Source organism: Streptomyces sp. CB02009 (assembly GCF_001905825.1).
Taxonomy (GTDB): domain Bacteria; phylum Actinomycetota; class Actinomycetes; order Streptomycetales; family Streptomycetaceae; genus Streptomyces.
Map to the genome: position 1 here is coordinate 537,131 of NZ_LIVV01000005.1, position 23,322 is coordinate 560,452.

The 23,322-nt window shown below is 70.8% G+C and carries 18 protein-coding genes; 3 read left to right on the plus strand and 15 right to left on the minus strand.

What is annotated here, in order from left to right:
• The first annotated feature begins 21 nt into the window (after positions 1–21).
• Positions 22–1,527, plus strand: coding sequence for a peptide MFS transporter (locus AMK27_RS22050; RefSeq protein ID WP_073910990.1), 1,506 nt, complete (start codon positions 22–24; stop codon positions 1,525–1,527).
• 31 nt (positions 1,528–1,558) lie between these two features.
• Entirely contained in the window at positions 1,559–3,559 is a 2,001-nt protein-coding gene (locus AMK27_RS22055) for a CocE/NonD family hydrolase (RefSeq protein WP_073910993.1), read from the plus strand.
• Positions 3,560–3,598: 39 nt separating this feature from the next.
• Here AMK27_RS22055 and AMK27_RS22060 read toward each other — a convergent pair whose 3' ends face one another.
• The gene (locus AMK27_RS22060; protein WP_073910996.1) at positions 3,599–4,939 is read right to left on the minus strand and encodes a hypothetical protein; all 1,341 of its coding nucleotides are present in this window, start codon (positions 4,937–4,939) and stop codon (positions 3,599–3,601) included.
• Between the two features lie 289 nt (positions 4,940–5,228).
• Here AMK27_RS22060 and fahA point away from each other — a divergent pair, with 289 nt between their 5' ends.
• Positions 5,229–6,455 carry a fumarylacetoacetase gene (fahA, locus tag AMK27_RS22065; protein ID WP_073910999.1) on the plus strand — a complete coding sequence of 409 codons (1,227 nt, stop codon included), beginning with the start codon at positions 5,229–5,231 and terminating at the stop codon, positions 6,453–6,455.
• Between the two features lie 9 nt (positions 6,456–6,464).
• Here fahA and AMK27_RS22070 read toward each other — a convergent pair whose 3' ends face one another.
• The 14 genes from AMK27_RS22070 to AMK27_RS22135 form a co-directional block, all read right to left on the minus strand.
• Complete coding sequence (locus AMK27_RS22070; protein ID WP_073911002.1) at positions 6,465–7,289, minus strand: dioxygenase family protein; 825 nt, start codon at positions 7,287–7,289, stop codon at positions 6,465–6,467.
• Positions 7,290–7,335: 46 nt separating this feature from the next.
• On the minus strand, positions 7,336–8,295 hold the full coding sequence (locus AMK27_RS22075; protein ID WP_073911005.1) for a helix-turn-helix domain-containing protein: 960 nt from the start codon (positions 8,293–8,295) through the stop codon (positions 7,336–7,338).
• A 140-nt stretch (positions 8,296–8,435) separates the two neighbouring features.
• Complete coding sequence (nuoN, locus tag AMK27_RS22080) at positions 8,436–10,097, minus strand: NADH-quinone oxidoreductase subunit NuoN (protein ID WP_073911008.1); 1,662 nt, start codon at positions 10,095–10,097, stop codon at positions 8,436–8,438.
• Positions 10,094–11,665, minus strand: a complete 1,572-nt coding sequence (locus AMK27_RS22085) for an NADH-quinone oxidoreductase subunit M (protein ID WP_073911011.1) — start codon at positions 11,663–11,665, stop codon at positions 10,094–10,096. The genes nuoN and AMK27_RS22085 overlap by 4 nt, the downstream gene beginning before the upstream one ends.
• 5 nt (positions 11,666–11,670) lie before the next feature.
• On the minus strand, positions 11,671–13,563 hold the full coding sequence (nuoL, locus tag AMK27_RS22090; protein WP_073911014.1) for an NADH-quinone oxidoreductase subunit L: 1,893 nt from the start codon (positions 13,561–13,563) through the stop codon (positions 11,671–11,673).
• Positions 13,564–13,573: 10 nt separating this feature from the next.
• A complete protein-coding gene (gene nuoK, locus AMK27_RS22095; protein ID WP_017239464.1) occupies positions 13,574–13,873 on the minus strand; it encodes an NADH-quinone oxidoreductase subunit NuoK in 300 nt (99 codons plus the stop codon).
• Complete coding sequence (locus AMK27_RS22100) at positions 13,870–14,694, minus strand: NADH-quinone oxidoreductase subunit J (protein ID WP_073911017.1); 825 nt, start codon at positions 14,692–14,694, stop codon at positions 13,870–13,872. The genes nuoK and AMK27_RS22100 overlap by 4 nt, the downstream gene beginning before the upstream one ends.
• Positions 14,691–15,269, minus strand: a complete 579-nt coding sequence (nuoI, locus tag AMK27_RS22105) for an NADH-quinone oxidoreductase subunit NuoI (RefSeq protein WP_198955918.1) — start codon at positions 15,267–15,269, stop codon at positions 14,691–14,693. The genes AMK27_RS22100 and nuoI overlap by 4 nt, the downstream gene beginning before the upstream one ends.
• Positions 15,262–16,623: an NADH-quinone oxidoreductase subunit NuoH gene (gene nuoH, locus AMK27_RS22110; protein WP_073911023.1), complete on the minus strand. Its 1,362-nt coding sequence runs from the start codon at positions 16,621–16,623 to the stop codon at positions 15,262–15,264. Before nuoH ends, nuoI begins: the two co-directional genes overlap by 8 nt.
• Positions 16,620–19,118: an NADH-quinone oxidoreductase subunit G gene (locus tag AMK27_RS22115; protein WP_073911026.1), complete on the minus strand. Its 2,499-nt coding sequence runs from the start codon at positions 19,116–19,118 to the stop codon at positions 16,620–16,622. Before AMK27_RS22115 ends, nuoH begins: the two co-directional genes overlap by 4 nt.
• Positions 19,115–20,467: an NADH-quinone oxidoreductase subunit NuoF gene (nuoF, locus tag AMK27_RS22120; RefSeq protein WP_198955919.1), complete on the minus strand. Its 1,353-nt coding sequence runs from the start codon at positions 20,465–20,467 to the stop codon at positions 19,115–19,117. The genes AMK27_RS22115 and nuoF overlap by 4 nt, the downstream gene beginning before the upstream one ends.
• Positions 20,464–21,204 (minus strand): NADH-quinone oxidoreductase subunit NuoE, encoded by a 741-nt coding sequence (gene nuoE, locus AMK27_RS22125; protein WP_073911033.1) that lies wholly within the window; start codon positions 21,202–21,204, stop codon positions 20,464–20,466. The genes nuoF and nuoE overlap by 4 nt, the downstream gene beginning before the upstream one ends.
• Entirely contained in the window at positions 21,201–22,523 is a 1,323-nt protein-coding gene (locus AMK27_RS22130; RefSeq protein WP_073911036.1) for an NADH-quinone oxidoreductase subunit D, read from the minus strand. The genes nuoE and AMK27_RS22130 overlap by 4 nt, the downstream gene beginning before the upstream one ends.
• A complete protein-coding gene (locus tag AMK27_RS22135; RefSeq protein WP_073911039.1) occupies positions 22,520–23,251 on the minus strand; it encodes an NADH-quinone oxidoreductase subunit C in 732 nt (243 codons plus the stop codon). Before AMK27_RS22135 ends, AMK27_RS22130 begins: the two co-directional genes overlap by 4 nt.
• Between the last annotated feature and the right edge of the window lie 71 nt (positions 23,252–23,322).

Below are 23,322 nucleotides of genomic sequence, written 5' to 3' on the forward strand. Positions count from 1 at the left end.
ATACGACCAGGAGTATGCCCTTTGTCCCGAACAACGATCGACACCGATCCGAACAGCGAGCAGCCTCCCCCCGAGGACGACCACGCCTTCCTCGGGCACCCCCGGGGTCTGCTGACCCTCTCGGGCCTGGAGGTCTGGGAGCGGTTCTCCTTCCTCGGCATGCAGGCGATCCTCGTCCTCTACTTCGCCGCGGCCGTCTCCGACGGCGGTCTCGGCATGGCGTCGGGCACCGCGGCCTCGGTCGCCGCGGCGTACGGCACGCTCGTCTACCTGGTCTCCGTGGCCGGCGGCTGGCTCGCGGACCGCATCCTCGGCTCGTACCGGGCGGTCCTGTGGGGCGGCATCCTGATCGCCTGCGGCCACTACGCGATGGCCGTGCCCACGGCCGCCATGACCTGGGTGGGCCTCGGTCTGATCAGCGCGGGCACCGGACTGCTCAAGCCGAACGTGGCGACCATGGTCGGCAAGCTGTACCGGACGGACGACGACCGCCGGGACGCCGGTTTCGCGCTCTACTACATGGCGATCAACATCGGCGCGTTCGCCGGCCCGCTGATCACCGGCTGGCTCGCCGACCACCAGGGCTACCACTGGGGCTTCTCGGCCGCCGCGCTCGGCATGACGCTCGGCCTGATCCAGTACGTCGCGGGCCGCCGTCACCTGGCCGGGCGCAAGCACTCCGCCGAGTTCGCGCTGGCCCCCGAGGCCCTGCGGCGGGCGGTCAAGCTCATGATCGCCGGGGCCGTGGTCGTGGCCGCCGCCGGCACCGCCCTCGCGCTCGCGGGCTGGCTGACCATGGACCGCTTCGTGGACGTGCTGACCGTGATCTCGGTGATCGCGCCGGTCGTCTACTTCTGGGTGATGTTCACGAGCCCCCGCGTCACCGCGGAGGAGCGCGGCCGCCTCAGGCCGTACGTCGTGCTGTTCCTGGCCTCGGTCGCCTTCAACTTCATCCTCTTCCAGGCGTACTCGACGATGATCCTGCTCGCGTCGACCAACGCCCGTACGACCATCCTCGGCTTCGACTTCCCGGCGAGCTGGTACGCCTCCGCCCTCGGCGCCTTCGAGGTGGCCCTGGCGCCCGTCGTGGCCGCCGTCTGGGCCCGGATGGGACACCGGCAGCCGCACGCCTCCAACAAGATCGCATTCGGCGTGATCCTCGGCGGTCTGTCGTTCCTCCTGATGGTCCTGCCCACCTCCGGGCACGCCGACGACACGTACCGGATGGCCGCCTGGTGGATCGTCGGCTCGTACCTGCTGCTCGGCCTCGGCGACGTGCTCCTGGAGACCTCCGGGATGTCGGCCACCAGCAAGCTCGCCCCGAAGGCCTTCTCCAGCCAGACCATGTCGCTCTGGTTCCTCTCGCTCGCGCTCGCCAACGGCATCCAGGCGCAGACCGTGAAGCTCTACGACGACGTCTCCAAGCCCGTCTACTTCGGTGTGAACGGCGCCATCGCCGTGGCCGTCGGCCTCGTCGTGATCGCCCTGGCGCCCTGGCTGCGCCGCACCATGCACCCCGTCCACTGAGGACCGCCCACCCGTCCCTTGAGGTGACGTGATGACGAAGATCCGTACCGACTTCCCGTACGAGACCCGCCACGAGGACCTCCGCATCCCGCTGCCGGACGGGACGCGGCTGTACGCGCGCGTGTGGCGGCCGCTCACGGACGAACCCGTGCCGGCGCTCCTGGAGTACCTGCCGTACCGGCTCACCGACTGGACGGCGCCCCGGGACTGGCAGCGCCACCCCTGGTACGCGGGCCACGGCTACGCCTCCGTACGCGTCGACGTCCGCGGCCACGGCAACAGCGAGGGCCTGCCCGGCGACGAGTACGACCCGGTCGAGCTGGCCGACGGCGTGGCCGTCGTGAACTGGCTCGCCGAGCAGCCCTGGTGCACCGGCAAGGTCGGCATGTTCGGGATCTCCTGGGGCGGCTTCAACTCGCTCCAGATCGCCGCGCTCGCCCCCGAGCCGCTGAAGGCGATCGTCACCGTCTGCTCCACCGACGACCGCTACGACAACGACGTCCACTACATGGGCGGCTCGGTCCTCGCCGTCGACATGCACGCCTGGGCCGCCACCATGCTCGCCTTCGTCTGCCGCCCGCCCGACCCGCAGCACGTGGGCGAGGAGTGGCGCGCGATGTGGCTGAAGCGCCTGGAGGCCGTCGAACCGTTCCTGCACACCTGGCTCTCCCACCAGACCCGCGACGCGTACTGGCGGCACGGCAGCGTCTGCGAGGACTACGGCGCGATCCGGGCCGCCGTCCTCGCCGTCGGCGGCTGGCACGACCCGTACCGCGACACCGTCCTGCGGCTCGCCCAGCACCTCCCCCAGGACCGGGTGCGCGGCATCATCGGCCCCTGGTCGCACCAGTACCCGGACCGCGGCCTGCCGCCCGGCCCGGCCATCGGCTTCCTCCAGGAGACCCTGCGCTGGTGGGACCACCACCTCAAGGACGCCGACAACGACGTGATGGCCGAGCCGCTGCTCCGCTCCTGGATCAGCGACTCGCACCTGCCGGCGACGGTGTACGACGAGCTGCCGGGGCGCTGGGTCGCCGACCCCGCCTGGCCCTCCCCGAACGTCACCCCCGTGACGTACGCCTTCCAGGGCGTGCCGGTCGTGGTCGACTCGCCCCAGCAGACCGGGCTCGACGCGGGCCGCTTCTTCCCCTTCGGCAACGACGCCGACCTGCCACCCGACCAGCGCGACGAGGACGCCCACTCCGCCTGCTTCGACTTCCCCGTCCCGGAGGACGGCGGGCCCGTGGAGATCCTCGGCCGCCCGTCGGTGAGCCTCGCGCTGCGCTCGGCCGCCCCGACCGGGCAGGTCGTCGCCCGCCTCTGCGACATCGCCCCCGACGGCTCGTCCACCCTGGTCACCCGGGGGGTGCTGAACTTCTCCGCCCGCTACGGCCGCGACCGGGCCGTGGAGGCGCAGATCGGCGAGACGGAGAGCTTCGTCTTCGAGCTGAACGGCATCGGCCACGCCTTCGCGCCCGGCCACCGGGTGCGCCTCGCGGTCTCTTCCACGTACTGGCCGTGGATCTGGCCGCAGCCGGACGCGGCGGGCTTCACCCTGGACCCGGCGGGCTCCTCCCTGACCCTGCCGGTCCGCCGCCCCACCCAGGACGCCGTCACGTGGGAGGAGCCGGAGCAGTCGGAGCCGCTCGGCGTCGTGTTCCCGCGCACCCTGGAGGAACCGCGCCCGGAGCGGGTGGTGGTCAGGGACGTGGCGAAGGGCGAGTGGACCCTGGAGGTCGACCCGAAGTACGGCGGCACGCGCGTGTACCCCGACGGCCTGGAGTTCACCGAAGACGCGGTGGAGACGTACGCGATCGACGAGAGCGGGCCGCTGTCCGCCCGTACGCGCTCGGAGTGGTCGATCCGGCTCCACCGTCCGGAGCTGGCCTGGGACGTCACGGTCGACACCCGCTCGGAGATCACCTGCGACGCGGACGCGTTCTTCACGGTGAACGAGGTGGTGTGCAAGGAGGGCGGGGAGGTCGTCTTCCACCGGACGTGGGAGAAGACGATCCCCCGTACGGCGGGCTGAGAGCGCGCCGTACGGGGGACCGGGTGGAGCGGGTGCCGGTTACGCGTCCGCGCCGGCCTTGCGGCGGCGGCCGATCACCAGGGCGCCGGCGCCCAGGGCGACGGTCGCGGCGGCCGCGAGGCCGAGCTGGGTGAGGTTCTCGTTCGCGCCGGTGGCGGCCAGGGTGCCCTTCACCGCGGTGGTCGAGGAGCCGCCCTGCTGGCTGGTGTTGCTGTTGCCACCGCTGGTGGGCGCCGGGGTGGGCGTCGCGGTGGTCTCCGACGGGGTCGGCTCGGGCGTCGGCTTGCCGGTCTCGGCCGCGAGGATGTCGAAGTCGGTCTGGGCGAACTGCTCGTCGCCGCCGCAGTCACCGTCGAACTTGTCGTACGAGCCGAAGCTGAAGATCGTGCCCTCGCCCGCGGGGGCGTCGGCGGGGAGCGTGAGGCGGAGCTTCACGTCGTACTGGCCGCCCTTGACGAGCTTGCCGACCTCGATGGAGTCGAACTTCTCGGTGAATGGGGTCCACTCCAGGTTGTCGGCGGAGGACCACTCGACGGGGATGACGTGCTTGCTGAAGTCCGTCTCGTCGTCGATGACCTCGCCGGGCTCGGGGAGGCGCATGGCGTTGACGGCGACCTTGACGTCCTCCAGCGTCCGCTCGGCGTCGTTGGTCACGCGCAGCGAGAAGGAGGCGCTCTGGCCGGCGGTGACCTTCTTCGGGCCGCTCAGCGTGACCTTGAGGGACTTGAGGTCCTCGACCTCGCACTCGCCGATCTCCTCGAAGAACTCCAGCTCGTCCTTCGCCTCGGCAAGCTTCTCGTCGGCGGACTTCTTCACCTTCTGGGCGAGGTCGACCACCGTGGAGGCGGCGTCCCGGGCCTCCGCGAGGTCCTTCGAGGCCTTGGCCAGCTTCTCGTCGGCGGCGGTCTTGGCCGTGGCGGCCGTGGTGGCGGCGGTCTGCGCGGCGGTGACGGCATCGGCGGCGGCCGTCTTCTGCTCCTCGGTGGCGTCGGCGGGCAGCTCGGACAGGGCCTTCTGGGCCTTCGTGAGCTCCTCGTCGGCGGCCGTCTTCGCCGTGGCGGCCGCGTCGGCGGCGGTCTTGGCGTCGGTGACGGCGACCTGGAGCGGGTGGTCGGGCTTGTCGTAGGCCTTCAGGGCCTTCACGGCCGTGTCGAGGCCCACGACGGCCTCGTCGTACTCCTTCTGCGCCAGCGCGACGGCCGCCCTCAGCTCGTCGAGCGACGGCATGTCCTCGTCGGGGTCTTCGTCACCCGCCGCGGGCTTCTGCGTCGACGCGGGCGCCGGCTTCGTGTCGGCGAACGCGGGCGCGGCGGAGAGGAAGACGACCGGGGTGGTCACGGCGGCGGCCACGGCGGTCGCGAGGATGCGACGAATCTTCACAGTGCGGGACCCTTTTTCCTGGTCAGGGAAGGATGAGACGTGCGGGGCGCGCGCCCGCGGCAACCTCACGCGGCGCGATACCACCGTGATCGTATGGCGAGGAACGACTGTCCGGGAGGGGTCTTTCCGCAGCTCGCGGCGGGGTCCCGCACCCACTTGGCGGGCAAAGGACGCAAAGCCCGACAGTTGCCCGCGGAGGCCGCACTTTCTGTGTGATCCATGTCATCCACGCCCGACAGCGCGACCCGTAACGTGTCCCCCACACCCGTGGAAAGCGAGGCACGTACCGATGTCCGAGCACAGCCCGCTCGACCTGGCCGAGGGCGATCCCTTCGGCCCGCACAACCTCCCGTACGGCGTCTTCTCCACCGCCGACGAGCCCGACCGGCGCCGGCTCGGCGTCCGGATCGGCGGGCACGTGCTGGACGCGGGTGCCGCGGCGCACGCGCTCGGCTCCCCGTACGCGGCGCTGCTCGACCGGCCGAGTCTGAACCCGCTCCTCGCGGCCGGGCGGACCGCCTGGCGCGATGTCCGCCGGGCGCTCACCGCCTGGGTCACGGTGCCCGCGCACCGGGCGGACATCGAGCCGCTGCTGCGTCCGCTGGGCGAGGTGACCCTGCACCTGCCGTACGAGGTCGCGGACTACGTCGACTTCTACGCGAGCGAGCACCACGCGACGAACGTGGGCAGGATCTTCCGCCCCGACGGCGACGCGCTCACACCCAACTGGAAGCACCTGCCGATCGGTTACCACGGCCGCGCGGGAACGGTCGTGGTCTCCGGCACCGACGTCGTACGCCCTTCGGGGCAGCGCAAGGCCCCGACGGACCCGGCGCCGGTCTTCGGCCCCTCCGTCAAGCTGGACATCGAGGCGGAGGTCGGCTTCCTGGTCGGCACGCCGTCGGAGCTCGGCACGCCGGTGGCGCTCGCCGACTTCCGTGAGCACGTCTTCGGTCTGACGCTGCTCAACGACTGGTCGGCGCGGGACGTGCAGGCCTGGGAGTACGTGCCGCTCGGCCCGTTCCTGGGGAAGTCGTTCCAGACCTCGGTGGCCGCGTGGGTGACGCCCCTGGAGGCGCTGGACGCCGCCAGGACCGCCCCGCCCGCGCGGGACTTCCCGCTCCTTCCGTACCTGGACGACGCGGGTGAGGAGGAGCCGGGCGGCTTCGACGTGCGGATCACCGTGGAGATCAACGGCGAGGCGGTGGCCGAGCCGCCGTTCTCCACCATGTACTGGACGGCCGCGCAGCAGCTCGCCCACATGACGGTGAACGGCGCCTCGCTGCGCACGGGTGACCTGTACGGCTCCGGGACGGTGTCCGGGCCCGAGGTGAACCAGCGCGGTTCGCTCCTCGAACTCACCTGGAACGGCCGGGACGCGATCGAACTCGCGGGTGGCAAGCGGACGTTCCTGGAGGACGGCGACGAGGTCGTGATGACGGCCTGGGCGCCGGGCCCGGACGGCACGCGGGTGGGGCTCGGCGAGGTCCGGGGCCGGATCCTCCCCTCCGCCTGACCGTCCCGCCTAGACGGCCCGCCAGAGTGCGGGCACGTTCGGCGGCTCCCACCCGGCCTGGCCCGTGTGTGCCTGCAGGCACACATAGGCCGGGCCGCCGTAGGTGACCCGGTCCCCCGCCCGGTAGGCGGTGCCGGCGGCCCAACTGCCGCCGGGGGGCTGGGTGGTCGCGGTGGCCGTCGGGCTCGGGCCGGGGTTCTGCGGCACGTTCAGGACGAAGTCGAAGGCCGCTTCCCTGGCCCCGCCGGCGTCCCGCACGCTCATCAGGAGCCGGGCGTCGAAGATGGTGTCGGTGTTGTTGCGGGGCTCGCCCGGGAAGTACAGCTGCGAGGTGAGCACCGGGCGCCCGGGCGCCTGCACCTTGACGTGGAGGTGCCGGGTGCGGCCCGGGTAGAGGCCGGGCACGATCGTGGTGAGCTTGAACGCGCCCTGGGCGTCGGTGAACTGGTGGCCGCGGAACCGGAAGCCGGTGTTGTCGTAGGCGCCGTTGGTGTCGGCCTGCCAGAAGTCGAGCAGGGCTCCGGCTATCGGCCGGCAGGCGAGCCCGAAGACGTAGCCGCTCACCGTCAGCCGGACGCCGGTCGTGCCCGATTCCAGCAGGCTGTTCCGCAGGGGCGAGTTGGGCTTGAAGTACGGGCCCTCGGTCTGCGGCACCGTGGGGTCGTCGCCGTCGTCGCACTCCGGCGTGAGCGAGGGCGCGGCCTCGCCCGCCGTGAGCGTACGGGCGAGCGCCGGTACGCCCATGAGGACCGTGGGCGCCGCGATGCCGGCCGCGAGCGCGGCCCGCAGCACCGCCTTGCGGGTGACGTGCCCGGTACTGGTCTCGTTGTCCATGCCTGCCTGCTCCTCGCGTGGGGGCTGAGGGGGGTCGGCATCGAACCTAGGCGGGCGGGGCGCCGCCTTCGATGGACGGATCACGGCGGTCGTGGTGTTTCCGACCGCGGTGCCGCCGCTCGTGGGACCTCCGGAAGTCGCCGGGGCTGAGTCCCGTCTCGCGGCGGAAGAAGCGGCAGAAGTACGCGGGGTCGTCGAACCCGACGCGGGCCGCGACCTGGCGTATGGACAGCCCGGTGCCGACGAGCAGGCGCTGGGCCTCGCGGGAGCGCGACTCGCGGAGCAGGGCGCCGGGGGTGCGGCCGGTGGCGGCCCTGACGGCTTCGGCGAGGTAGCCCGGGGTGACGCCGATCAGCTCGGCGCACTCGCGTACGGTCACCCCTTCCGTTCCGGTACGGGCGAGCAGGCGGGCGAACTCCTCGGCGACGGCGGCGGGTCGGCCCGGTGGGGGCGCGTGGGTGCCGGGGCCGCGCAGTCTCGCCGTACGGACCAGGAGGACGTGGAGCAGGGAGCGCAGGACGGTGGCGAAGCCGTCGGCGCCGTGCCCGTACTCCTCGACGAGTTCGCCCATCAGGCGGCCGGTGCGGGCGTGCGCGGGTCCGTCGAGGGTGAGCCAGGGCCGTTCGCCGAGGCGGCGCAGGAGGTCCCGGTCGCCGGGGTGGTCGAGGAGGAAGTCCTCGGTGAAGAGGACGACGGTGCCGTCCAGTCCCCGGGCGTCCTCCCAGTGGTGGAGCTGTCCGGGCAGGATGAGGCCCAGGTGGGGCGGGTGGAGCTCCCAGCGCGCGAGGTCCACGACATGGGTGCCGGTCCCGGCGGTGACGTGGACGATCTCGTAGAAGGTGTGCCGGTGCGGGAAGGCGGCCCGGGACATCGGGCCGATGGTGTCGAAGGTCCCGACGGCGAAGGGGACCTGGTCGGGCAGCCGGACCTCCAGGCGGTGCATGGGCGGGTCGCCGGCCCTGGGGGTGGTGCAGGGTGTCCCGGGTAAGGCGGTCGTGCCGCTCATGGCGCGGCTCCCCTCTCCTCTACTGGTACAGACCACTGGGGCGGTTCCACGATGGCACGGACGCCTCCCCGGGTCACCCCCGCGTACGACGAAGGGCCCGGCTCGCCCCCGAGCCGGGCCCTTCACGTGTACGGCCGGAGCTACCGGACGAACACGCTCGCCTGGTTCGCGAGGTCCAGGAAGTACTGCGGCGCGAAGCCGAGCACGAGCGTGACCGCCACACCCGCCGCGATCGTGACCGTCGTCAGGGCCGAGGGCACGGCGACCGTGGGGCCGTCCGCCTTGGGCTCGCTGAAGAACATGAGCACGATGACCCTGATGTAGAAGAACGCGGCGATCGCCGAGGAGATCACACCGACCACGACGAGCGCGCCCGCGCCGCCGTCCGCCGCCGCCTTGAAGACCGCGAACTTCCCGGAGAAGCCGGAGGTCAGCGGGATGCCGGCGAAGGCGAGCAGGAACACCGCGAAGACCGCCGCGACGAGAGGCGAACGACGCCCGAGACCGGCCCACTTGGAGAGGTGGGTGGCCTCGCCGCCCGCGTCCCTGACCAGCGTGACGACGGCGAAGGCGCCGATGGTCACGAAGGAGTACGCCCCCAGGTAGAAGAGGACGGACGAGATGCCGCTGGGCGTGGCCGCGATGACACCGGCGAGCAGGAAGCCCGCGTGCGCGATCGACGAGTACGCGAGGAGCCGCTTGATGTCGGTCTGGGTGATGGCGACGATCGCGCCGCCCAGCATGGTGACGATGGCGACGCCCCACATGACCGGCCGCCAGTCCCAGGTGAGGCCCGGCAGCACGACGTACAGCAGGCGGAGCAGCGCGCCGAAGGCGGCGACCTTGGTCGCGGCGGCCATGAAGCCGGTGACCGGGGTCGGGGCGCCCTGGTAGACGTCCGGGGTCCACATGTGGAACGGCACGGCGCCGACCTTGAAGAGGAGCCCGGTGAGGACCATCGCGAAGCCGATGAGCAGCAGCGCGTCGTTGCCCATGGTGTCGGCGAGCGCCGGGTTGACGGTGGCGATCGAGCCGTCGACGACCTGGGCGATGGTGGCGTACGAGACGGAGCCCGCGTAGCCGTAGAGCAGGGCGATCCCGAAGAGCAGGAAGGCCGAGGAGAAGGCGCCGAGCAGGAAGTACTTGACGGCCGCCTCCTGCGACATCAGCCGCTTGCGGCGGGCGACGGCGCAGAGCAGGTACAGCGGGAGGGAGAAGACCTCCAGGGCGATGAAGAGCGTCAGGAGGTCGTTGGCGGCCGGGAAGACGAGCATGCCGGCGATGGCGAAGAGGGCGAGCGGGAACACCTCGGTGGTGGTGAACCCGGCCTTGACGGCGGCCTTCTCGTGGTCGCTGCCGGGGACGGCGGCGGCCTCGGCGGCGAAGGAGTCGACCCTGTGGCCGTGGTCGGCCGGGTCGAGCCTGCGCTCGGCGAAGGTGAAGATCGCGACGACGGAGGCGAGGAGGATGGTGCCCTGGAGGAAGAGGGCGGGCCCGTCGACGGCGATGGCTCCCATGGCCGCGATGTGGGCCTTGGTGGAGCCGTACCCGCCGGCCGCGAGGCCGACGATGGCGGCGAAGGAGGCGACGAGCGCCACCACGCTGAGAAAGAGCTGGCTGTGGTAGCGGCCCTTGCGGGGCACGAAGGCCTCGACGAGGACGCTGACGATCGCGGCGCCGAGCACGATGAGTACGGGTGAGAGCTGGACGTACTCGATGTGGGGTGCCGGGATCTTGTCCAGCGGTTCGGCAGCGGTCGTCCACAGGCTGTGGACAGAGGACGCGACGGCGGATGCAGTCACTTGGCCGCCTCCACTTCTGGCTGGGGGTCCTTCTGCTGGACGTCGGACATGGTGTGCTGCACGGCCGGGTTGACGACGTCCGTCAGCGGCTTCGGGAAGACCCCGAGGAAGATCAGGACGGCGATCAGCGGGACGACGACCGCGAGTTCACGCACCCGCAGGTCGGGCAGCTCCCGCACCTCCTCCTTCACCGGCCCGGTCATCGTCCGCTGGTACAGGACGAGGGTGTAGAGCGCGGCGAGGACGATGCCGGTGGTGGCGATGACACCGGCCACCGGGTAGCGGGCGTACGTGCCGACCAGGACGAGGAACTCGCTGACGAACGGGGCGAGTCCGGGCAGCGACAGGGTCGCGAGACCGCCGATGAGGAAGGTGCCGGCGAGCACCGGGGCGACCTTCTGCACACCGCCGTAGTCGGCGATGAGCCGCGAGCCGCGCCGGGAGATCAGGAAGCCGGCGACGAGCATCAGGGCGGCCGTCGAGATGCCGTGGTTGACCATGTAGAGCGTGGCACCGGACTGGCCCTGGGTGGTCATCGCGAAGATGCCCAGGATGATGAAGCCGAAGTGCGAGATCGACGCGTAGGCGACCAGGCGCTTGATGTCGCGCTGGCCGACGGCGAGCAGCGCCCCGTACACGATGCTGATGAGGGCGAGGACGATGATCGCCGGGGTGGCCCACTTGCTCGCCTCGGGGAAGAGCCCGAGGCAGAAGCGGAGCATCGCGAAGGTGCCGACCTTGTCGACGACGGCGGTGATGAGGACGGAGACCGGGGCGGTCGCCTCCCCCATCGCGTTCGGCAGCCAGGTGTGCAGCGGCCAGAGCGGGGCCTTCACCGCGAAGGCGAAGAAGAAGCCGAGGAACAGCCAGCGTTCCGTGCTGGTCGCCATCTCCAGCGAGCCGTTGGCGCGGGCCTCGGCGATCTCGGTGAGCGAGAAGTTCCCCGCGACCACGTAGAGCCCGATGACGGCGGCCAGCATGATGAGGCCGCCGACCAGGTTGTAGAGGAGGAACTTGACGGCCGCGTACGAGCGCTGGGCCGCCGCGTTCTCGTCGGAGCCCGCGTGGGCGCGGTCGCCGAAGCCGCCGATGAGGAAGTACATCGGGATGAGCATGGCTTCGAACAGGATGTAGAAGAGGAAGACGTCGGTGGCCTCGAAGGAGAGGATCACCATCGCCTCGACCATGAGGATCAGGGCGAAGAAGCCCTGGGTCGGGCGCCACCGCTTGGAGGAGGTCTCCAGCGGGTCGGCGTCGTGCCAGCCGGCCAGGATGATGAACGGGATCAGCAGCGCGGTCAGCGCGATGAGCGCGACCCCGATGCCGTCGACCCCGAGCTCGTAGCGGACGCCGAAGTCCTTGATCCAGGAGTGCGACTCGGTCAGCTGGTACCGCTCGCCGCCGGGCTCGAACCGTACGAAGACGACGGCGGCGAGCGCGAGCGTGGCGAGCGAGACGAGCAGCGCCAGCCACTTGGCGGCGGTGCGGCGGGCGGCGGGGACGGCGGCGGTGAGGATCGCACCGACCGCCGGAACCGCTGCCGTCACCGTAAGGAGCGGGAAGGACATGGGAGTTACACCGCCCTCATCAGCAGGGTCGCGGCGATCAGCACCGCCGTACCTCCGAACATGGAGACCGCGTACGAGCGGGCGTAGCCGTTCTGGAGCTTGCGCAGCCGGCCGGAGAGTCCTCCGACGGAGGCCGCGGTGCCGTTGACCACGCCGTCGACCAGGGTGTGGTCGACGTAGACGAGCGAGCGGGTCAGGTGGGTGCCGCCGCGGACGAAGACGGCGTGGTTGAGGTCGTCCTGGAGGAGGTCGCGGCGGGCGGCCCGGGTGAGGAGCGAGCCGCGCGGGGCGACGACCGGGACGGGCTTGCGACCGTACTGGACGTACGCGAGGCCGACACCGATCACCATGACGGCGACGGTGGCGGTGGTGACGGCGGCGGCGCTGAGCGGCGAGTGGCCGTGCTCGAAGCCGGTGACCGGCTCCAGCCATTCGACGAACCCGGCGAACTCGAAGAACGCGCCCGCGGCGACGGAGCCGACGGCGAGCAGGACCATGGGGATGACCATGGACTTGGGCGACTCGTGCGGGTGCGGCGGGTTGCCGTTCTCGTCGTTCTCCCAGCGCTTCTCGCCGAAGAAGGTCATCAGCATCACGCGGGTCATGTAGTACGCGGTGATGGCCGCGCCGAGCAGGGTGACCGCGCCGAGGATCCAGCCCTCGGTGCCGCCCTTGGCGAAGGCCGCCTCGATGATCTTGTCCTTGGAGAAGAAGCCGGACAGGCCGGGGAAGCCGATGATCGCGAGGTAGCCGAGGCCGAAGGTGACGAAGGTGACCGGCATGTACTTCCGCAAGCCGCCGTACTTCCGCATGTCGACCTCGTCGTTCATGCCGTGCATGACCGAACCGGCGCCGAGGAACAGACCGGCCTTGAAGAAGCCGTGGGTCACCAGGTGCATGATCGCGAAGACGTAGCCGATGGGGCCGAGGCCGGCGGCCAGGATCATGTAGCCGATCTGGGACATCGTCGAGCCGGCGAGGGCCTTCTTGATGTCGTCCTTCGCGCAACCGACGATCGCACCGAAGAGGAGCGTGACCGCACCGACGATGGTGACGACGAGCTGGGCGTCGGGCGCGGCGTTGAAGATGTCGGCGGAGCGGACGATCAGATAGACACCGGCGGTCACCATCGTGGCCGCGTGGATGAGGGCCGAGACCGGGGTCGGGCCCTCCATCGCGTCCCCGAGCCAGGACTGCAGCGGCACCTGGGCCGACTTGCCGCAGGCGGCGAGGAGCAGCATCAGGCCGATCGCGGTCAGCGTGCCCTGGCTCGCCTCCCCGGTCGACTCGAGCACCGGGCCGAAGGCGAAGGTGCCGAAGGTGGTGAACATGATCATGATGGCGATGGAGAGGCCCATGTCGCCGACCCGGTTGACCAGGAACGCCTTCTTCGCGGCGGTGGCCGCGCTGGGCTTGTGCTGCCAGAATCCGATCAGGAGGTACGAGGCGAGACCGACGCCCTCCCAGCCGAAGTACAGGAGCAGGTAGTTGTCGGCGAGGACGAGCAGGAGCATCGCCGCGACGAACAGGTTGAGGTAGCCGAAGAAGCGGCGGCGGCGCTCGTCGTGCTCCATGTACCCGATGGAGTACACGTGGATGAGCGTGCCGACGCCGCTGATCAGCAGGACGAAGGTCATCGACAGCTGGTCGAGCTGGAAGGCCATGTCCGCCTGGAAGCCCTCGACGGGGATCCAGGTGTAGAGCCGCTGGTGCAGGGCCCGGTCGTCGGCGCTCCTGCCGAGCATGTCGGCGAAGAGCGCGAGGCCGATGGCGAAGGAGGCGCCCGCGAGGAGCGTGCCGATCCAGTGCCCGACCTTGTCGAGCCGCCGTCCGCCCAGGAGCAGGACGGCCGCGCCGAGCAGGGGTGCCCCGATGAGCAGCGCAATGAGATTTTCCACGGTCAGCCCCTCACAGCTTCATCAGGCTGGCGTCGTCGACCGAGGCCGAGTGGCGGGCACGGAAGACGGACACGATGATCGCGAGCCCGACGACGACCTCCGCGGCGGCCACGACCATCGTGAAGAACGCGATGATCTGGCCGTCGAGGTTTCCGTGCATGCGGGAGAAGGTGACGAACGCGAGGTTGCAGGCGTTGAGCATGAGCTCCACGCACATGAAGACCACGATCGCGTTGCGCCGGATCAGGACCCCGGCCGCACCGATGGTGAACAGCAGCGCGGCGAGGTACAGGTAGTTGACGGGATTCACCGGGTGGCCTCCTCTTCGTCCCGGTCCCGGCCGAGCCGCTCCTCGGAGCGCTGCTCCAGGGCCTTGAGGTCGGCGAGGGCCTCGGTGGACACGTCCCGGATCTGGCCCCGCTTGCGCAGGGTCTGCATGACGGTGAGCTCCGCGGGCGTGCCGTCGGGCAGCAGACCGGCGATGTCCACGGCGTTGTGCCGGGCGTAGACGCCGGGCGCGGGCAGCGGCGGCACGTGCGTGCCCTCGCGTACGCGCTGCTCGGAGAGTTCGCGCTGGGTGGCGGCCCGCTCGGTGCGCTCGCGGTGGGTGAGCACCATCGCGCCGACGGCGGCGGTGATGAGGAGCGCGCCGGTGATCTCGAAGGCGAAGACGTACTTGGTGAAGATGAGGGCGGCGAGGCCCTCGACGTTCCCGCCGCGGGCGCTGTTGGCGGCGCCCAGTCCGGCGAACTCCTTCAGCGAGGCGTTGCCGATGCCGGCGGCGAGCAGGATGCCGAAGCCGAGGCCGCAGGCGACGGCCCACCAGCGCTGGCCCTTGATGGTCTCCTTCAGCGAGTCCGCGGCCGTGACACCGACCAGCATGACGACGAAGAGGAAGAGCATCATGATCGCGCCGGTGTAGACGACGATCTGGACGATGCCGAGGAAGTACGCCCCGTTGGCCAGGTAGAAGACCGCCAGGATGATCATGGTTCCGGCGAGGCAGAGCGCCGAGTGCACGGCCCGCCGCATCAGGATCGTGCAGAGGGCGCCGACGACGGCGACGGTGCCGAGGACCCAGAACTGGACGGCCTCACCGGACGAGGTGGTGTAGGCGGCGAGGTTGCTCATGCGTCCGCCCCCTCCGGCTCGTCCTTCTCGCCCTTGGACACGGCGACCTGGCGGACGGTGCCGGGCGCGGCCCCTTCGACGAGGCCCAGGTAGTAGTCCTGCTCCGTCATGCCGGGGAAGATCGCGTGCGGCGAGTCGACCATGGTGTCCTCGAGGCCCGCGAGCAGCTGCTCCTTGGTGTAGATCAGGTTCTCGCGGGAGGAGTCGGCCAGTTCGAACTCGTTGGTCATCGTCAGCGCCCGGGTGGGGCAGGCCTCGATGCAGAGTCCGCAGAGGATGCAGCGGGCGTAGTTGATCTGGTAGACGCGGCCGTACCGCTCGCCCGGGGAGTAGCGCTCCTCTTCCGTGTTGTCCGCGCCCTCGACGTAGATCGCGTCGGCGGGACAGGCCCAGGCGCACAGCTCGCAGCCGACGCACTTCTCCAGACCGTCGGGGTGACGGTTGAGCTGGTGCCGGCCGTGGAAGCGGGGCGCCGTCGTCTTCGGCTGCTCCGGGTACTGCTCGGTCAGCCGCTTCTTGAACATGGCCTTGAAGGTCACGCCGAAGCCGGCCACCGGATTCTGGAAATCAGACACCGTCCGTCTCCTTTCCCTCACTCGCAGGAGCTGTATCGGGGGCGCCGCTGGCCACGAGGTCCCGGTCCTGCCGCGGCCTGCGCCGGGGCACGGGCGGCAGGGACTGTCCGGGCTTGGGCGGTACGGGGAAGCCTCCGGCCATCGGGTCGAAGGAGCGGGTGCCCTCCGGTGCGGGAGCCGCGGCCTTCGCCTTCCGGTCGCGGAACACGTCGACCACGAAGGAGAGCAGCAGCAGTCCGAGGACGGCTCCGGCCACGTACAGGACGATGTTGCCGAAGGCGATGTTCTCGTTCCGCAGCGCCCGGACGGTGGCGACCAGCATCAGCCAGACCACGGAGACCGGGATGAGGACCTTCCAGCCGAGCTTCATCAGCTGGTCGTAGCGGACGCGGGGCAGCGTGCCGCGGAGCCAGATGAAGAAGAAGAGCAGCAGCTGCACCTTGATGACGAACCAGAGCATCGGCCACCAGCCGTGGTTCGCGCCCTCCCAGAAGGTGGAGACCGGGTACGGGGCCCGCCAGCCGCCCAGGAAGAGCGTCACCGACACGGCCGAGACCGTCACCATGTTCACGTACTCGGCGAGCATGAACAGCGCGAACTTGATGGACGAGTACTCGGTGTTGAAGCCGCCGACGAGGTCGCCCTCGGACTCCGGCATGTCGAACGGGGCGCGGTTCGTCTCACCGACCATCGTGACGATGTAGATGATGAACGAGACCGGCAGCAGGATCACGAACCAGCGGTCCGCCTGCGCCTCGACGATCGCCGAGGTCGACATCGACCCCGAGTAGAGGAAGACGGAGGCGAAGGCCGCGCCCATGGCGATCTCGTACGAGATCATCTGCGCGCAGGAGCGCAGACCGCCGAGCAGCGGGTACGTGGAGCCGGACGACCAGCCGGCGAGGACGATGCCGTAGATGCCGACGGAGGCGACCGCGAGGACGTACAGCATCGCGATCGGCAGGTCGGTGAGCTGCATCGAGGTGCGCTGGCCGAAGATCGACACCTCGTTGCCGGCCGGGCCGAAGGGGATCACGGCGATCGCCATGAACGCCGGGATGGCGGCGATGATCGGGGCGAGGACGTAGACGACCTTGTCGGCCTTCTTGACGATCACGTCCTCCTTGAGCATCAGCTTGACGCCGTCCGCGAGGGACTGGAGGAGGCCCCAGGGGCCGTGCCGGTTGGGGCCGATGCGCAGCTGCATCCAGGCGACGACCTTGCGTTCCCACACGATGGAGAACAGCACGGTGACCATCAGGAAGGCGAAGCAGAAGACGGCCTTGATCAGGACGAGCCACCAGGGGTCCGTACCGAACATGGACAGGTCTTCGGCGGCGAGCGGCGTGGTCATGCCTGCACCTCCGTGGCATCGACGGGGCTCGGGGTCGCCGGGCCGATGCGGACCAGGTCGCCGGGGTGGGCGCCGGTGTCGGAGAGGACACCGCGCCCGGCCGAGTTCAGCGGGAGCCAGACGACGCGGTCGGGCATCTCGGTGACCTGGAGCGGGAAGGCGACGGAGCCCGCGGGGCCGGTGACTTCGAGGGTGTCGCCGTCCTTGACGCCGGTGTCGGCGGCGGTGGCGGCGGAGAGCCGGGCGACGGCCGCGTGCCGGGTGCCCGCGAGGGCGGTGTCGCCCTCCTGGAGCCGGCCGAGGTCGAGGAGCATCCGGTGTCCGGCGAGGACGGCCTCGCCGTCGCCGGGCCGGGGTGCCGCCTGGCCGGGTTCGACGGGCTCGGAGGCCCGCTCCTCCGTCCAGCCGCCGAGCCGGTCGAGTTCCCGGCGTACGGCCCTGAGGTCGGGCAGCGCCAGGTGGGCGTCGAGGGCGTCGGCGAGCATGTGGAGCACGCGCGCGTCGGCCGGGGCCAGCGGCCGGGTCATCTGCTCGGGCTTCAGCGCGGCCTCGAACATCCGGGCCCTGCCTTCCCAGTTGAGGAAGGTGCCGGGCTTCTCGGCGACGGCGGCGACCGGGAGGACGACGTCGGCGCGTGCGGTGACCTCGCTGGGCCGCAGCTCCAGGGAGACGACGAAGGCCGCGTCGAGTGCCTCGCGCGCGCGGGCCGGGTCCGGGAGGTCGGAGACCTCGACGGCGCCGACGAGCAGGGCGGCGAGTTCACCGGTGGCGGCGGCCTCGACGATCTGGCCGGTGTCGCGGCCGTAGCCGTGCGGGAGTTCGCGGACGCCCCAGGCGGCGGCGACCTCCTCACGCGCGCGCGGGTGGGTGGCGGGCCGGCCGCCGGGCAGCAGCGCGGGGAGCGCTCCGGCCTCGACGGCTCCGCGTTCGCCGGAGCGGCGCGGGATCCACACGAGCCGGGCGCCGGTGGCGGCGGAGGCGCGCAGGGCGGCGGTCAGGGCGCCGGGGACGCCGGCGAGGCGTTCGCCGACGACGAGGACCGCGCCGTCCTGGCGGAGGGCCTCGGCGGCGGCGGGTCCGTCGCCTTCGAGGCCGACCCGGGAGGTGAGCGCGTCGAGCCACTCGGTCTCGGTGCCGGGGGCGGCGGGCAGCAGCGTGCCGCCCGCCTTCTCCAGGCCGCGGGTGGCGAAGGCGGCGACCGCGTAGGTCTTCTGGCCGTGCTTGCGCCAGGCCTTGCGGAGCCGCAGGAAGACGCCGGGGGCTTCCTCCTCGGCCTCCAGGCCGACGAGGAGGACGGCCGGGGCGGCTTCGAGCGAGGTGTACGTGACGCCCGTGCCGTCCAGGTCCCGGCCGCGTCCGGCGACGGCGGAGGCCAGGAAGTCGGCCTCCTCGCCGGAGTGGATCCGGGCCCGGAAGTCGATGTCGTTGGTGTCGAGGGCGACCCGGGCGAACTTGGCGTACGCGTAGGAGTCCTCGACGGTCAGCCTGCCGCCGGCCAGGACGCCGGTGCGGCCGCGGACGAGTCCGCGGGCGGCCGCCTCCAGGGCCTCGGGCCAGGACGCGGGCTCCAGTTCACCGGTGTCGGCGTCGCGGACCAGCGGGGTGGTGAGCCGGTCGCGCTGCTGGGCGTAGCGGAAGCCGAAGCGGCCCTTGTCGCAGATCCACTCCTCGTTGACCTCCGGGTCGTCGGCGGCGAGCCGCCGCATGACCTTGCCGCGCCGGTGATCGGTGCGGGTGGCGCAGCCGCCGGCGCACTGCTCGCACACGGACGGCGAGGAGACGAGGTCGAAGGGGCGGGAGCGGAAGCGGTAGGCGGCCGAGGTGAGGGCGCCGACCGGGCAGATCTGGATGGTGTTGCCGGAGAAGTACGACTCGAAGGGGTCGCCCTCGCCGGTGCCGACCTGCTGGAGGGCGCCACGCTCGATGAGTTCGATCATCGGGTCGCCGGCGACCTGGTTGGAGAAGCGGGTGCAGCGGGCGCACAGGACGCAGCGCTCGCGGTCGAGCAGCACCTGGGTGGAGATCGGGACCGGCTTCTCGTAGGTGCGCTTGACGCCCTCGAAGCGGGACTCGGACTGCCCGTGGGACATGGCCTGGTTCTGCAGGGGGCACTCGCCGCCCTTGTCGCAGACCGGGCAGTCCAGCGGGTGGTTGACGAGCAGCAGCTCCATCACACCGTGCTGGGCCTTCTCGGCGACGGGGCTGGTCAGCTGCGACTTCACCACCATGCCGTCGGTGCAGGTGATGGTGCAGGACGCCATCGGCTTGCGCTGGCCCTCGACCTCGACGATGCACTGGCGGCAGGCGCCGGCGGGGTCGAGGAGCGGGTGGTCGCAGAAGCGCGGGATCTCGATGCCGAGCTGTTCGGCGGCGCGGATCACCAGGGTCCCCTTGGGGACGGAGATCTCGACGCCGTCGATCGTCAGCGAGACGAGATCTTCCGGTGGTACGGCCGGGCTGCCGCCGCCGGCGGGCTGGGGCGTGGTGACGGTCATGCGGTCACCTCCTTGTGGTTGTCCGCCCAGGCGGTCGACTTGGCCGGGTCGAAGGGGCAGCCGCGGCCGGTGATGTGCTGCTCGTACTCCTCGCGGAAGTACTTCAGCGAGGAGAAGATCGGCGAGGCGGCGCCGTCGCCGAGGGCGCAGAACGACTTGCCGTTGATGTTGTCGGCGATGTCGTTGAGCTTGTCGAGGTCGGACAGCTTGCCCTTGCCCGCCTCGATGTCACGGAGCAGCTGGACCAGCCAGTAGGTGCCCTCGCGGCAGGGCGTGCACTTGCCGCAGGACTCGTGGGCGTAGAACTCGGTCCAGCGGGTGACGGCCCGGACGACGCAGGTGGTCTCGTCGAAGCACTGGAGCGCCTTGGTGCCGAGCATCGATCCGGCGGCGCCGACGCCCTCGTAGTCGAGGGGCACGTCGAGGTGCTCGTCGGTGAACATCGGGGTGGAGGAGCCGCCGGGCGTCCAGAACTTGAGCCGGTGGCCGGGGCGCATGCCGCCGCTCATGTCGAGGAGCTGGCGCAGGGTGATGCCGAGGGGGGCCTCGTACTGGCCGGGCGAGGAGACGTGCCCGGACAGCGAGTACAGCGTGAAGCCCGGGGACTTCTCGCTGCCCATCGAGGTGAACCAGTCCTTGCCCTTGTTGAGGATCGCGGGAACGGACGCGATGGACTCGACGTTGTTCACCACGGTGGGGCAGGCGTACAGACCGGCGACCGCGGGGAAGGGCGGGCGCAGCCGGGGCTGGCCGCGGCGCCCTTCGAGCGAGTCGAGGAGCGCGGTCTCCTCACCGCAGATGTACGCGCCGGCGCCGGCGTGCACGGTGATGTCCAGGTTCAGTCCGCTGCCGAGGACGTCGCGGCCGAGGTAGCCGGCGGCGTACGCCTCGCGCACCGCCTCGTGGAGGCGGCGCAGCACGGGGACGACCTCGCCGCGCAGGTAGATGAACGCGTGCTCGGAACGGATCGCGTAGCAGGCGATGATCATTCCCTCGATGAGGGAGTGCGGGTTGGCGAAGAGGAGGGGGATGTCCTTGCAGGTGCCGGGCTCGGACTCGTCGGCGTTGACGACGAGGTAGTGCGGCTTGCCGTCGCCCTGCGGGATGAACTGCCACTTCATGCCGGTGGGGAAACCCGCGCCGCCGCGTCCGCGGAGACCGGATTCCTTGACGTACGCGATGAGCGCGTCGGGGCTCATCGCGAGGGCCTTCCGGAGCCCCTGGTATCCCTCGTGCCGCTCGTAGGTCTCCAGGGTCCAGGAGTCGGGCTGGTCCCAGAAGGCGGAGAGGACGGGCGACAGGAGCTTCTCGGGGCTGCTGTTGTTGATCTCGGCGGCCAAGGTCATCACTCCCCCTCCTGACCGGAGGTCTCACCACGCGGGTGGACGATTCGGTGGTGCGGCTGCTCACCCTTGGCGAGCCGGAGTCCCACGAGCGAGGCGGGGCCGGCGCCGCCGGTGGCCTCGACGGCGCCGGGGCGCTCGTCGGGGAACCCGGCGAGGATGCGGGCGGTCTCCTTGAACGTGCAGATCGGGGCGCCGCGGGTGGGTTCGACGGTCCGGCCGGCCCGCAGGTCGTCGACCATGCGCTTGGCGGACTCGGGGGTCTGGTTGTCGAAGAACTCCCAGTTGACCATCACCACGGGGGCGAAGTCGCAGGCCGCGTTGCACTCGATGTGCTCAAGTGTGATCTTGCCGTCGTCGGTGGTCTCGTTGTTGCCGACGGCGAGGTGCTCCTTGAGCTCCTCGAAGATGGCGTCGCCGCCCATGACCGCGCAGAGCGTGTTCGTACAGACGCCGACCTGGTAGTCACCGGAGGGCTTGCGCCGGTACATCGTGTAGAAGGTGGCGACCGCGGTGACCTCGGCGGTGGTCAGGCCGAGGGTCTCGGCGCAGAACGCCATGCCGGTGCGGGTGACATGGCCCTCCTCCGCCTGCACGAGGTGCAGCAACGGCAGGAGCGCGGAGCGGGAGTCCGGGTAGCGGTCGACGATCGCCCGCGCGTCCTCGGTCAGACGGGCGTGGACCTCGGCCGGGTACGCGGGGGCGGGGAGCTGGGGCATGCCCAGACTGATCTGGTCGGTCATCGGTCGACGCCTCCCATCACGGGGTCGATGGAGGCGACGGCGACGATGACGTCGGCGACCTGGCCGCCCTCGCACATCGCGGCCATGGCCTGGAGGTTGGTGAAGGACGGGTCGCGGAAGTGGACCCGGAAGGGGCGGGTGCCGCCGTCGGAGACGACGTGCACGCCGAGCTCGCCCTTGGGCGACTCGACGGCCGCGTAGGCCTGCCCGGCCGGGACCCGGAAGCCTTCGGTGACCAGCTTGAAGTGGTGGATCAGGGCCTCCATGGAGGTGCCCATGATCTTCGCGATGTGGTCCATCGAGTTGCCGAGGCCGTCGACGCCGAGCGCGAGCTGCGCGGGCCAGGCGATCTTCTTGTCGCCGACCATGACGGGACCCGGCTCCAGCCGGTCGAGGCACTGCTCGACGATCCGGAGGGACTGCCGCATCTCCTCCAGGCGGACGAGGAAGCGTCCGTAGGAGTCGCAGGTGTCGGCGGTGGGGACCTCGAAGTCGTAGTCCTCGTAGCCGCAGTACGGGTCGGTCTTGCGCAGGTCGTGCGGGAGGCCCGCCGAGCGCAGGATCGGTCCGGTGGCGCCGAGCGCCATGCAGCCGGTGAGGTCGAGGTAACCGACGTCCTGCATGCGGGCCTTGAAGATGGGGTTGCCGGTGGCGAGCTTGTCGTACTCCGGCAGGTTCTTCTTCATGGTCTTCACGAACTCGCGCACGGCGTCGACGGCGCCGGGCGGCAGGTCCTGGGCGAGGCCGCCGGGGCGGATGAACGCGTGGTTCATGCGCAGGCCGGTGATCAGCTCGTAGAGGTCCAGGATCATCTCGCGGTCCCGGAAGCCGTAGATCATGATCGTGGTGGCGCCGAGCTCCATGCCGCCGGTGGCGATGCACACCAGGTGGGAGGAGAGCCGGTTGAGCTCCATCAGCAGGACGCGGATGACGCTGGCCCGGTCCGGGATCTGGTCGGTGATGCCGAGCAGCTTCTCCACGCCGAGGCAGTACGCCGTCTCGTTGTAGAACGAGGTGAGGTAGTCCATGCGCGTGACGAAGGTGGTGCCCTGCGTCCAGGTCCGGAACTCGAGGTTCTTCTCGATGCCGGTGTGGAGGTAGCCGATGCCGCAGCGGGCCTCGGTGACGGTCTCGCCGTCGATCTCCAGGATGAGCCGCAGCACGCCGTGGGTGGACGGGTGCTGGGGGCCCATGTTGACGATGATGCGCTCGTCGTCGGCCTTGGCGGCGGACTGGACGACCTCTTCCCAGTCGCCACCGGTCACCGTGTAGACGGCGCCTTCTGTCGTCTCTCGGGGAGACGCGTGGGAAGTGCTCACGAGTACGACCTCCGCTGGTCCGGAGCCGGGATCTGGGCGCCCTTGTACTCGATGGCGATGCCGCCGAGCGGGTAGTCCTTGCGCTGCGGGTGACCCTGCCAGTCGTCCGGCATCATGATCCGGGTGAGGGCGGGGTGGCCGTCGAAGACGATGCCGAAGAAGTCGTACGTCTCGCGCTCGTGCCAGTCGTTCGTCGGGTAGACCGCGACGAGCGACGGCAGGTGCGGGTCGGTGTCCGGGGCGGACGTCTCCACGCGGATCAGCCGGCCGTGGGTGAGCGAGCGCAGGTGGTAGACGGCGTGCAGCTCGCGGCCCTTGTCCCCCGGGTAGTGGACGCCCGAGACGCCGGTGCAGAGCTCGAAGCGGAGCGCCGGGTCGTCGCGGAGCGTCCGGGCGACACGGACGAGGTGCTCCCGCTCGATGTGGAAGGTGAGCTCGCCGCGGTCGACGACGGTCTTCTCGATGGCGTTCTCCGGGAGCAGCCCCTGCTCCTCCAGCGCGCCTTCCAGTTCGTCCGCGACCTCGTCGAACCAGCCGCCGTAGGGACGGGAGGCCGGTCCGGGGAGCCGGATCGAGCGGACGAGTCCGCCGTAGCCGGAGGTGTCGCCGCCGTTGTTCGCGCCGAACATGCCGCGCTGGACGCGGACCTCCTCGCCGTGGTCCCCGCGCTGCCCCGGCAGGTTCTGCGCGCTGAGGTCCTTCTCGGGATTGGGTGTCTCGTCGCTCACTGTGCTGAACCGTTCCCTTCTCCGCCCGCACGGCGCAGAGGTGCCGGCTTCGTCGCTGTCTGCGGCCCGGC